Raw genomic sequence first — 13,186 nt, forward strand, 5'->3', positions numbered from 1 at the left:
CTGCTAAAAACCTCAGAGAGGACTGCTATTTTTGGCAGCCGCTTTATTGAAAATTTTCTTTAATAGCTCACTAAACGTATTAAAATCTACTTCATACGAGAGTCCCGCACCTTGGGTAGAACCTTGCTGGTCCGGCAAGAAAGCTTGAATTTCCCTTTGTCTACTGAAGAACTTTGCACTGAGCGTACCTTCTTCATTTAACAATAATTGAATCTCAAAATCACCGGCAACCAAGTTTTCACTGGAAGCGCCTACTGGAACCCCTACCTTACCATTGAACAAAACACGATCGCTTATTTGCGTAGAAACCGTAAGGCCAATTCGGTTATCGGTTTCAATATCCGCATTACGGTCCAAAATACCCTGCTCATAAGAGAGCCCTACATTAAGCTTATCATTACCTCCTCCTAAAATTGAGTTTAAAATACCGGACGCGCTTTGAATTAAATTTCCGGTTATCGCCTGTTGGTTTATACCACTTTGGTCATTTACAAAGTTACCCTGGGCCAATAAAAATATGGCGTTTTTCTCCTCTATGGTTGGATCTTGCAGCCTATATTCCAGCTCTGACTGCACAATGGAATTCGTTCCCGGAAATTCTATTCCAAAATCAATATCCGGACTCTGTAGTTCCCCAGTCAGTTTTATTACGACATCCGTAGGTATTCTTCGCGCAAAGGATTGATTATCCAATAAAGGGGCCGGATTGGCATCAATGGAGTAAACGGCTTCCATTCTCAGATCGGCCTCCAAGGGTTTCTGGTCCCAATTAATGGTTCCTCCGGGCTTCACGGCAAATGTTTTGTCTATGATACCCCCGAACTTATAATTGAACTCTCCCGTAACCACAACAAAATCCCCGTACATCTCAAACTTGCCGTTGGTATTTATCTGTAAAAGTATGATTCCTACTCCCGTACCCTTTAGAGAACTTCCTGTTTTGGTATCCGTAACGATTTCCACCTCGGCCTCCGGGGTAATATCCAAATCGAATTCTAGCTCTACACCTTGGTAATCTTTCAGCGTTTTCTGCAATTCGATATTGTTTACACTATTCTTTTCAGTAAAATTTATAAAGGAATAGTCGCCTACACTTGTAACATCGCTTAAAGGAATTTTAAGCGAGGTACCCTTAGCGGTTTCCCCGTTCACTTTTATGTTAAGTGCAGTCGTGGGGCCGTATATGCGCCCGGTACCATTGAGGTAACCGGTACCATAATATAAATCCCCTTCCTTAAAATCGGTGTTCAATATTAAGAAACGGTCGTTCTTTGTATCTACATTTAGGTTCAATACCCAATTTTTAAAATAGCTATGACCAATAGTGCCATCCAGATTGGCCTTGGTTCCTTTTGCCACGTCCGTTAGCGCTATGTTTTGAAAATTAAAAGTCTGGTTGGCAAGCAGCACTTTTGACCGCATTCCAAAATCATAGTCCACGTTCAGATACGGCACCGCTATCCCTGCATTGTCCAAGGTAAGAACACCGTTAAAACTTGGATTATCAACATTGCCGGTTATCGTAACACTGCCATCTATATCCCCTCTAATTCGATCTATGATACCTTCGCCCAAAGGACTGAAGGGCTCCAAATTGAAATTACTGAAATTAGCCATCAAATTGGCTTTGGGTATCTTTTCCTTGTTTTCTATGCTCCCCACCACACTAAATTTTTCGACATCATTTTCGGTTAGTTGTGAGTTGACCTGAAACTCCGTAAGATCTCTATTTCCGACGATACTGATCGCCAAATCCCCAAGGCGGGTATCGTTAACTCCAAAATCGACTATGTTAAGACTGGAAGACGGTAGGTAAACCCCATCTATCTGTAAAATATTAAGATTGCCGTTTACTTCCCCTTGTAGCTTTAAGCTATCGATTACGGGGGTAATTTTGTTCAACGAAACTATTTTGAACTGCAATTGCAAGTCTTTATAGGTAGAATCCGCTATTTGACCCCGCAACCGTATCTGCTCTCGCTCGTCATTGTTCATTACAATTTCCTGGATGGTGATGCTGTCCAGCGAACGATTTAAAATCACTTTGTTCTTAGCGTTCCCCTCTTCGTTCAAGACCCACTTATTGCCTTTAAAGTTAACATCCGAGGTCTTTAGACCTATCACAGATTTGTTATCTTGATTGAAGGTGTGATAAAAATTAAGATTATAACTATCATTAAGTTCACTCCCGCCCTTAAATTCGGACCTAAAGAACAAGGTATCCTTTAAAGTCGTATTGATGAGATTAAAATCTTTAAAATTATAATATGGCGTACTAAGATCGCCTACCGAAACAAAGGTGTTGAACAACGGGTTTTTGTTATCGATCGTTACTTCGATATTATCAGCGGCATTACCAAAGGCCTCGATACTGGGCGACTCAAAATTTAGTTTAAAATCACCCTCGTCCGCTACAATCTTTCCCTTTATGAACGTATTGGGGTCAAAGCGCACTTCTGGGAAGAAAATATCTACTATTTTATTGTAAATCTTAAAATTAAAAGAAAGGTTTTGTCCGCTGGAAATATTAAACGGACGGAAATTTGTGTAAATGCTACCCAGTGAGTTCTGCAACAGCTTACCAAGCTCGTTTACCTTAAATTCCCCTTTCATAAAACCTGTAATGATATCGGGAGAATTTATATCTATGGTACGCACGCCTTCTTGGTCAAAGGAGGAGGCGATAGTAAAATCATCGAAATAAAAAATATCGTTTACATTTTCATAATTGGTGCGGGTAAAATTAATGTCCCCTACGATGTTATCCAGGGTTGTACCGGTAACGTCCATCGCAACCTTACCTTTAAAAATGGAAACACTGTCGTTAATGAAGTTTAAGGTCTTAAGGTCCGCATAAGCCACATTGGCGTTAAAATTAAAGGTATTGCGGTCTTTTCCAAAATCTGCCAATCCTTTAAAGTCGAACCTGAAATTCCTATCGTTACTGGTCAGGGAACCATCGAACAACTCATCTTTTAAAACTCCGGAAACTTTAAGGTCTTTATAGGCATACCTGTTAAATTCGATACTGTAGACCTGACCAACTACCTCGGTATTCAGTTTTTCTTTCACAAAACCCCTGCCCTCTACATTAAAATCCAAGGTTGTTTTCCCAACGGTTGAACTTCCTATAAAATCACCTAAATCAAAATCTATCAAGGAAACAAAACCCTTGTAGGTCGCATTATCTATATTGTTAAAATTGGTTAATACGAGATCGGTATAACTGCTCCCTACGGCGGTATTTAAGTTTACCTTAACATCTATGGAAGAATTGGTTATCAAGGCATCTCCCCTAATCGTAAATTGTCCTAGTTTGCTAAACGAGGAAGGTAGGGAATTACCGATTAGATTGGGCAAGAGCGCGTTTAGCTGGTAATAGTTGCTCGTTACATTCTTCATTTTGGCATCCAGCACAAAAGGCTTTTGTTTGTTGAAGAGATTCTTAAAATTAAAATCGCCCCGTATTCCCGTGTTATCGGAAAAAAGAAATAAATCGTTGGTGTTTAAATCATTGAGAACTCCATTTAGATTTGCGCTAAAGGTGGCAAGTTTGCCCTTGCCAAATTCATTGTACAACAGGTTTATCTCATCAAAAGCCACGGTAGACTCTTCAAAATTGGCTTCAAGATTTACTTTGTTCAGAAATTCTATAAAATCTTCCCTGTTATAGTTAAAAACCACATTCCCGTCCAGTTTGGACAAGGGGGTTTTAATTTGCAGGCTGTCAAAACGCATTTGTTCCCGGGTATACTTAAAACGAGTGGCCATCTGCTCTACCCTAATACCCCTTTTACTTAAAAATGACATTTCCCGAATATCGGTAGAGACCTCCGGCCCCAATATCCGAAATTCATTACCGGCAATATTGAGGTGGTTGAACAAAAGCGCCTGTTGATTTTCCAGGTTCTCATCGATATATTGAAACCTACTATCTTTAATATCTACAAAGGAAGAGGAAAAGAAAAATGGTGGAGTGCCGGCTGGCCGCTGCTTTTTATTGTCCAATTTCTCAACAAAAACATTAATATTGGTAGTCCGTTCCCCGGCATAAGTCTTTAGCTTAAAATGGAGACTATCGATTTTTATGGCACCAAACTCCAATCTTCCCTGGACTAAATTCCCCAAACTCAATACCGAAGTTTTTAACTCATTTACATAAAACAAGGTGTCTTTTTGATAGTCTTCTATATAGATCCCTTTTAAGGAAGTGTCCCAAGAAATAAGGGAAAACCGCAACCTATCTATGTTGATATTGGTTCCGAATTGATCGTTGATCGTAGTTGTAGCGTACTGAGCCAACTTTGTCTGAACCAATGGCAAGGAGAGTACCATGGTTCCCAAAACACATATCAATACCAAAACCAAGAGTGTTCTGATCAGTATTTTCCTTAATTTTTTGATAGGGCTTTATGTTTTACCTTTGACATTCAAATTTTATTCCAAAACCGTTGGAAAACGAAACTAATTACATCCTTGCTATCGAATCGTCTTGCGACGACACCTCCGCTGCCGTTCTAAGGAACAATAATGTGCTAAGTAATGTGGTAGCCAGTCAGAAAATACATGAAGAATATGGAGGGGTCGTACCGGAGCTTGCCTCCCGTGCACACCAGCAAAATATTGTTCCCGTAATCAATCAAGCTTTAGCTAAGGCAAATATCGATAAAAAACAGTTATCCGCCATAGCATTTACACGGGGACCGGGTCTTATGGGATCTCTTTTGGTAGGCACCTCCTTCGCAAAGTCCATGGCGCTTGGACTCAACATTCCATTAATAGAGGTAAACCACATGCAAGCCCATATCTTGGCCCATTTTATACAGGATAAGGATATGGCACCCCCAAAATTTCCTTTTTTGGCCTTGACCATAAGTGGGGGGCATACACAGATTTTAAAAGTAAGCGATTATTTTGAAATGCAAGTGCTAGGACAAACCTTGGACGATGCCGTTGGCGAAGCCTTTGACAAAAGCGCAAAAATCCTAGGCCTACCGTATCCAGGAGGGCCTTTGGTAGACACCTATGCCAAGGATGGCAACCCGCTTGCTTTCGAGTTTCCGATACCAAAAGTAAATGATTTAAACTTCAGCTTTAGCGGCCTAAAAACCAGTATCCTTTATTTTGTGCAAAGAAAAACGAAGGAAAATCCAAATTTCATTGCCGAGAACCTTGCGGATATTTGCGCGGCTATACAGCACACTATCGTCACCATAATAATGCGTAAACTCAAAAAATCGGTAAAACTAACAGGTATAAAAACTGTGGCCATAGGTGGTGGTGTTTCGGCGAACTCCGGCATTAGAAAAGCGATATTGGATGCAGAAACGAATCTAGGATGGAAAGTTCATATCCCCAAATTTGAATATTGTACGGACAATGCCGCAATGATAGGTATTGTAGGATATCTGAAATTCAAAAAACGACTCTTCGCAGAACAGGACGTTACTGCAAAGGCAAGATATACGTTTTAGATATAATGTCCGAGTTTTAAGATGCTAGATGATAGATCAAAACGTAAACAATGATACGTTTTAGACGATGGAGCTTTACCAAGTACATCTTGAAACGTAGGAGGAGAAGGTAACGAGCAAATAAATTGGGCATAACTACCCACTTTCGTTAGGGAAAACGCTAAGAAATTTAGATAAGCCTTGGTGCAAACATGTTCAGTAGAATCGCAAACAGCAGTGTTAAACAAACCAAATTCGTAAGTATGCAATTATTTTACAATCCCCAAGTAAACCAAGACACCAAAGTTGTTACTTTCGATACGTTTGAAAGTAAACACATTGTAAAAGTACTCCGAAGAAAAACGGGGGACGAGCTTCAGATCACCAACGGAAAAGGACTTTTTCTATTTGCTACGATTACACAAAACGACCCCAAAGCCTGTTCCGTAGAGGTTTCCCGTTACAAAAAAATACACCCAACCAAACACCGCCTACATTTAGCCGTAGCACCCACCAAAATGAACGACAGGTACGAATGGTTCTTGGAAAAAGCAACCGAAATAGGTGTGCATGAAATAACTCCTATACTTTGCGACAGGTCCGAAAGAAAAACCATAAAAACGGAACGGTACGAAAAGGTGATTCAATCTGCCATGAAACAGTCTTTCCAAGCCTATTTGCCCAAACTAAATCCGCTGACCACATTAACCGAATTTTTAGAACGCGATATAAATGGACTCTTGTTCATAGCGCACTGCGAGGATAGCGAACGTTATGAACTAAAACGTAAAATTGCACCAGACAAGCCCACAACGATTTTAATTGGCCCGGAAGGTGATTTCACAAAAAAAGAAGTAAAAAAGGCAGTTACAAAAGGCTACCTACCCGTGTCTATGGGAAAAACTAGATTACGGACCGAAACTGCCGCAATCGTAGCCTGTACCACCGTTGCCCTTGCCAATAACGGATAATTTAACAGGCTAGTAAAAGTAAACTACCGGGGCAAGCCCACGAGGCATTAAATAAGAAAACGATTTTTAATTTCGAGGCAAGCCTCGGAGTATCAAACCCTTTGGCTGTGCCAATGAAAAAAATATAACGTAAAAATGCGCGAGGCCATAGACCGAGAAATACTTAGGATTACGATATTACGGAGACCAGTGTTAGGATTTTATAAACCATAGGAAGCAAGGCCATTTACAAATGAAACAATACCAGCACAACGGTGCTTTTCATAGTGATATTATGTAACTTTGGATTTTAGCACAACGAAACAATATGAACCGGTTTATTGCTCTTTTTACTTTATGTACATTGCTACTTTGTGTACGGATAAACGCACAAGAAGTAGCAATTTTAAAATATAATGGTGGTGGTGATTGGTATGCCAACCCAACCGCTGTACCAAATCTACTTCGGTTTTGCAATGCCAATATAGGAACACGTTTAAACGATAAGCCCCAAACCGTGGAAGCCGGAAGCAGCGCTATTTTTCAATTTCCATTCGTGCACATGACAGGGCATGGCAATGTGGTATTTTCGCCAGAGGAGTTAGAGAACCTAAGAAATTATTTGCTGTCCGGCGGTTTTTTACACATCGATGATAATTATGGTATGAAACCCTATGTAACGAAACAATTGGAAGCACTGTTCCCAAATACAGCTTTGGAAGAAATTGGTGCGGACCACCCCATTTTCTCACAAGAATATAACTTCCCAAAAGGATTGCCCAAGATACATGAACACGACGGACAACGCCCCCAAGCTTTGGGCATCTTTAAAGAACAACGTTTGGTCCTTTTGTTTACGTATGAATCTGACTTGGGAGACGGCTGGGAAGACCCATCCGTACATAATGATCCAGAAGAAATTCGCAGACAAGCCTTACAAATGGGCGCCAACATTATCTCTTATGCTTTTAAAAATTAAACCATGACCTCAAAAACCATAGCCAACGGCATTTTACGGGCCATTGGCATTATTACGGGCATCTTACTTCTTTTTTATTTCTTGTATGTAATACGATCTGTACTGGCGTACTTGGCCATTGCCGCTGTAATAGCCCTGGTGGGCAGACCTATAGTTTTTTTTCTTAGGGAACGCTTAAAACTTCCCAACGTATTGGCAGTAGTCATTGCCATGGTATTTATGATCGGCCTTATTGCAAGTATTTTTTCGCTATTCGTTCCCCTTATTTCCGAACAAAGTAAAAATCTATCCCTGTTGAATATTGATGGACTTCAACGAAGCATCAACAGCCTCTACAAGGAAATAATCGATTACATCGGTGTATCCCCTAACATAGTTGGCAATGCCATAAACGATAGCCATATCGAACAAAATATCCTTGAGGGTCTCAACCTTAATTTTATACCTAATTTCCTTAACTCGTTTTTAGAGGTATTAAGCACCCTAAGCATCGGGCTTTTTTCCGTCCTTTTTATATCCTTCTTCTTCTTAAAGGACAGCAAACTCTTCCAAAACGGGTTATTGATTTTCGTACCCAACACAAAAGAGAAAGGGACCGTAAATTCCATCAATAAAATAAATAGCCTTTTATCGCGCTATTTCGTAGGCTTGTTGTTACAAATTTTTATACTGTTCGTAATTTATACGATTGTTTTAGCAGTGGTGGGAATAGAAAATGCCATAGTAATCGCCTTCTTGTGTGCCCTGTTCAACGTAATCCCATATATTGGTCCTATTATCGGAGGGGTACTTATGATCTTACTCACCATGACCAGTAATCTGGGAATGGATTTCAGCACGGTTATTTTACCAAAAGCAGGCTATGTACTCATAGGACTCACCATAGGCCAATTGGTAGATAATTTCTTCTCACAGCCGTTTATATTCTCTAACAGTGTAAAATCGCACCCCCTGGAAATTTTCTTGGTCATTATAATAGCCGGTCTCTTGTTCGGGGTCGTAGGAATGATTATAGCCGTTCCCGGGTATACGGCGATAAAGGTTATTTTAAAAGAGTTCTTGGCCGACAATAAGATTGTACGTTCCATCACCAAAAACCTATAAAGGGATCATGAACGATGCCATTTTGCATGCCGATGTCCAAGCTTTCATAAACGAGAATCTGGATACGGACATTCTAAAATTAGTATTTAAGAAATCCCCCTTCGCGCATGTCTCCGCAAAGGAATTGGCAGAGCAGATAGAAGCCAAACGTAAGATAAACAAAAAGTTACCCACGTGGTTCACTACTCCGGGCATTTACTTTGCGAACAAACTCAACATCTCACAAACCTCTTCCGAAGCCACTGCTACCTATAAGGCCAGCCTTGTAGACGGGAATACCCTAGCGGACCTAACTGCCGGTTTTGGCGTAGATACTTATGCCTTTTCAAAAAAAATGAAACAGGTGTATCATGTAGAAACAGAGCTAGAGCTTTCCAATATTGCCCAATCCAATTGCGACGCAATGAAGGTTTCAAATGTTACTATGGTACACGCCAACGGAATAGACTTTCTGGAACAAACAAAAGAAACACTGGACTGGATTTATATTGACCCTTCTAGAAGAACCGATACCCAGGAAAAAGTCTACTTTTTATCCGATTGTGAGCCAGACGTTACCTTATATACAGACCTGTTTCTTTTTAAGTGCAACAACATTCTCATAAAAACAGGCCCCTTGCTGGATCTCTCTATTGGTCAAGCTCAACTTAAACATGTAAAAGAAATACATATTATTGCCCTTAATAACGAAGTAAAGGAAGTCTTATGGGTCTTGGAAAAAGGATTTAAAGGCGAACCTAGTGTAAAAGCCGTGCAACTTAGCAATAGTACGACCGAGGTCTTTGCTTTTTTGCGTTCCGGCGAACAAGCGGCCGTACCAACATTTTCCCTACCACAAAAATACCTCTATGAACCCAATGCCGCGGTGTTGAAGTCTGGCGCCTTTAAACTGCTATGTTCCCGATTTGGGGTAAATAAACTGCATCCGCACTCTCACTTATATACGGCAAGCCAAGCAAAAGATTTCCCGGGCAGGCATTTTGAGATCAAGGCGGTTGTGAATTACAATAAAAAAGAAATTCAAAAACTAGACCTTGGCAAGGCCAACATCTCCACGCGGAATTTCCCGGATAGCGTTGCCACGATACGGAAAAAACTAAAACTCAAAGATGGTGGGTCGGAATATCTCTTCTTTACCAAAAATGTAGATGATAAACTGATTGTGATATCTTGTTCAAGGTTATTGCAAACGAAATAATGGACCAAAGATAAATACAAGTAAAAACCTCCTACGAAAAAGCAAAAGAAAGGTCTTGTTCTAAACAAAGTTTACACGACTAAAAACCGTCACCAAGATTTTCTATTTTTACCGGTCATCACTTCACAACGTTAAGGAAACCAATGAGATAATACATAAAAAAAACCAAAAAGTATTGACCAGGTTGATAATGATACTAAAATGGTTTATCTATCATCAATAAAAAAAGAGTAAGCAGGTGGATACAATAGTAATAATTACTAACTTGATTGTTTTAAAACAGATTAATCATTTATACCCGTTATTATGCGATTTTTTATAGCTTTTCTAATACTTGTTCTGAGTTCGGGGCAGATGACTGCTCAGAAAGAAAAACAAAGAATACAATGGGTTAACGGCACGGTATTGAACGCCGAACAGCAACCAGTAAAACGCGCTATTATTTATCTAGATTCGGTTAAGACTAAAATTAAAACGAATAAGAAAGGTCAGTTCAAAATAGGCTTAAAAGCTTCGAATAAGACAATTTCAGCTTATGCATGGAATTATGGTATAGTCACTGAAGTCTATCAAGGAGACAACGGTATGCTCCTTGTTTTTCCAGAAAGTGAATCTGTAGTGTCAGAGGAGGAACTGCAAGAATTAGGTTTCGAAACGAAGGTTAAAAGAGCCAAAAAAGAACCAAAAGACTATAGTCAATACTTAACCATGTATCAATTGATAGCAACTGAGATTCCGGGAGCAAGAGTAAATGGAACTACCATTCAATTGGTGCCGGTCAACTCCGTTCAAGCCGGGCAAGATCCGTTGATCATAGTGGACGGGACACCTGTAAGTTCCTTGGAGTTCATCTTTCCTAGGGAGGTTGCCTCGGTTAGGGTGTTAAGAGATGACGCTGCTTCCTTTTATGGGTCACGCGGTGCCAATGGCGTCCTTCTTATCAGGATGAAAAACTAATAAACTAAAATAGGCGGATAGTTTTATTTTATGCGATTATGGTATTGAACACCTACGCACAAATCGCTCTTGAAAGGAGCCGTTTTATCAATAACGCAGGGAATAGTAAAGAATGTTTGATTGGAAATGCTAATTGGATTAAAATCCTTCAGGTGCCATTTACAATCAACCAGTCTTTGACGATATATAACGTGAGAAATTGATAATTGAAGTAGGTTTGAATCCTTGCTAAGGTTAAACGAACAAATGAATGATTAAAAGGACCTTGGTCTGAGACTTGTACTAAAACCCTTGCAATAAATTCAATTTAATGGCTCTTTTAGAGCTTGATTCTAATTTATATGCACTTGAGGATTGGTATAAATGACACTGTTTTTTTAGTACAACAGCTTTGGACATTAAAGTTGCTGATTAATAAAAGACACATAAATTTTATACTAACATAGCAAAGAAAATAGGTCCGAGCAACAATTTCGTAATGAACTGGCAGCCTTTGGTTCTTGGGGCGGTTCTCGTCCCTCGAAGGCGGAATCGAACTGTTGCGGCTGTTCTTGGGGTTCTCCTATCCCGGAAGACCATCGCGAAGTTCCGAGTTCTCCTTTTCGAGTTCGAGCACCCGGACCTCGAGCCGTTCCAGGCGCACAATAAGTTCCGATATGATCCCGTCCTTGCTGTCGATATCAAGAAGATCCAACATTAGTATCTTCGATCCAAATTATTCTGTACTTTTATTCACACTGATTAGTTACGGACCAAAATAAAAATGAAAGATATTCATATATTCTTAAAAGCAAGCCATAGAAATCGATACCTAATAGTAAACCCTGTTCACATTGGAATATTCAAAGCTGAAAAAACTTATATCGAACACTATTGATATTTTATGACATACTAACTAATTGTTTCAAGCTATAACAAGGATATGATTTTAACTTAGTAACTTGCTATTCAAAAATTGTCTAAGTGTTAAAGAAATTATTATTTGGGATTTTCTTCTTGGCTGTAATACTACTGGGCTATTTCATATATGATAATTATAAGGATATATCCTTTTCCGAATATCAGGAAATAAAAGCAGAACTACCCGTGCACTTGAGCGGTAAAAAATTTGCTGGCTCGGAGTCTTGCATACCCTGTCATCCATCCATTTACGAAACACATGTTTCTACAGCACATTATAAAACGTCTGCCATTGCAGATTCAGAAAATATTCTTGGGAGTTTTAATGAAAAAGACGCTAAAATAAATTTAGCTGGCAGTCAAGTAATAATGACCCAAGACGAAGAGAACAGTTATCAAATATCGCAAACGTATCACGGAAAAGTACTGAAGAAATCAAAAATAAATATCACCATAGGATCTGGAGTCAAAGGGCAATCCTATCTTACATTTGAAGAGGATTCCTTGTACCAACTACAAGCCTCTTATTTTACCTTGACAGATAACTGGATCAACAGTCCCGGATACCCAAACTATGATTTCAAAAGACCTGTAATGGATAACTGTATCAAATGTCATGTAACCTTCGCCAAGAATAAAGTCATTACAGGAAACTCAAACGTTTACGATAAAAGTTCATTTATTTACGGTGTAGATTGTGAACGCTGTCATGGCCCCTCACAAGACCACGTAGACTATAGAGTTAATAATATTAAAAACATGGATTTTGATCCCATCGTGCGTGCCGAAACATTAAACCGAAAGCAACAGATGGATGCCTGTGCGCAATGCCACGCTGGGCTTCGTACCGTTCAGATTGCTGAAAATCCGTTTTCCTTTATAATCGGTGATAATCTGGAGGAACATTCCAGGAATTATAATTCAGGTAAACCGAGTACCAACTTGGATGTTCACGGAAACCAGTATGGCCTTCTGGTGAGCAGCCCCTGTTTTAAAGAAAGTACCGATATGAGTTGTATTACATGTCACGACCCACATAAAAACCAAAGAAGCAATACCAAGCATTTTAATTCCAAATGTTTGTCGTGCCATACAAAACCAGAAAACCTTCATGAAAAAACTGACACTTCCAACAAAACAGATTACAGTAACTGTATCAAATGCCACATGCCAGAATCTCCTTCGAGTATTATGAGGGTCAAGTCCTCTAACGAGGATAAAGAAGAATCAGTAAATGTTCGATCTCATCTAATCGGCATATATGTTGATAGTATTTTACAAAATTAAGCTACCCGATAATTACTTACTTCGATAGAATATTACTGCTACCAACCGCTGCTTTACTCTACTCTTCACCATCAGCTAAAAAAGTTGCATCATTTTAATCTAGTAGGAACCCTTTGCAGGAATACCACACACCATAAGGTATAATAACCAAGCATCAATATTAAAATAGTTGTGAATCTTAAAACTTTTTTAATGTACTCCATCGTAAATCTCTATAAAACTTATCCTATACCTGACTTATGCAATCCTTATTTTTTGCCAAACTAAATTATTAAATAGCTTATTATTGTTAAAATTTTTATCATATTTTGATATTAACAAGTTTTAACATAATTTCCCTTCTGGGAATGTTTCAAGG

The 13,186-nt window shown here is 39.3% G+C and carries 8 protein-coding genes; 7 read left to right on the forward strand and 1 reads right to left on the reverse strand.

All coding sequences use genetic code 11. The features are described from left to right. Positions 1-12 precede the first annotated feature (12 nt). Positions 13-4,362 (reverse strand): translocation/assembly module TamB domain-containing protein, encoded by a 4,350-nt coding sequence (locus tag ACFQZJ_RS13795; RefSeq protein WP_379935359.1) that lies wholly within the window; start codon positions 4,360-4,362, stop codon positions 13-15. 89 nt (positions 4,363-4,451) lie between these two features. On the opposite strand from ACFQZJ_RS13795, the gene tsaD reads away from it, so the two are divergent. The 7 genes from tsaD to ACFQZJ_RS13830 all read left to right on the forward strand — a co-directional run bounded on the left by tsaD (position 4,452) and on the right by ACFQZJ_RS13830 (position 12,828). Then, positions 4,452-5,474, forward strand: coding sequence for a tRNA (adenosine(37)-N6)-threonylcarbamoyltransferase complex transferase subunit TsaD (gene tsaD, locus ACFQZJ_RS13800; RefSeq protein ID WP_379935361.1), 1,023 nt, complete (start codon positions 4,452-4,454; stop codon positions 5,472-5,474). 242 nt (positions 5,475-5,716) lie between these two features. Next, entirely contained in the window at positions 5,717-6,424 is a 708-nt protein-coding gene (locus tag ACFQZJ_RS13805; RefSeq protein ID WP_379935362.1) for a 16S rRNA (uracil(1498)-N(3))-methyltransferase, read from the forward strand. 307 nt (positions 6,425-6,731) lie between these two features. After that, on the forward strand, positions 6,732-7,382 hold the full coding sequence (locus ACFQZJ_RS13810) for a DUF4159 domain-containing protein (protein ID WP_379935363.1): 651 nt from the start codon (positions 6,732-6,734) through the stop codon (positions 7,380-7,382). 3 nt (positions 7,383-7,385) lie between these two features. After that, complete coding sequence (locus tag ACFQZJ_RS13815; protein ID WP_379935365.1) at positions 7,386-8,486, forward strand: AI-2E family transporter; 1,101 nt, start codon at positions 7,386-7,388, stop codon at positions 8,484-8,486. 7 nt (positions 8,487-8,493) lie between these two features. Further along, the gene (locus ACFQZJ_RS13820; protein WP_379935366.1) at positions 8,494-9,684 is read left to right on the forward strand and encodes a THUMP-like domain-containing protein; all 1,191 of its coding nucleotides are present in this window, start codon (positions 8,494-8,496) and stop codon (positions 9,682-9,684) included. Positions 9,685-9,990: 306 nt separating this feature from the next. After that, on the forward strand, positions 9,991-10,641 hold the full coding sequence (locus ACFQZJ_RS13825) for a TonB-dependent receptor plug domain-containing protein (protein ID WP_379935368.1): 651 nt from the start codon (positions 9,991-9,993) through the stop codon (positions 10,639-10,641). Positions 10,642-11,604: 963 nt separating this feature from the next. Further along, the gene (locus ACFQZJ_RS13830) at positions 11,605-12,828 is read left to right on the forward strand and encodes a multiheme c-type cytochrome (RefSeq protein WP_379935370.1); all 1,224 of its coding nucleotides are present in this window, start codon (positions 11,605-11,607) and stop codon (positions 12,826-12,828) included. Positions 12,829-13,186: the final 358 nt, after the last annotated feature.

This window comes from Maribacter chungangensis (genome assembly GCF_042676845.1).
Lineage (GTDB): Bacteria > Bacteroidota > Bacteroidia > Flavobacteriales > Flavobacteriaceae > Maribacter > Maribacter chungangensis.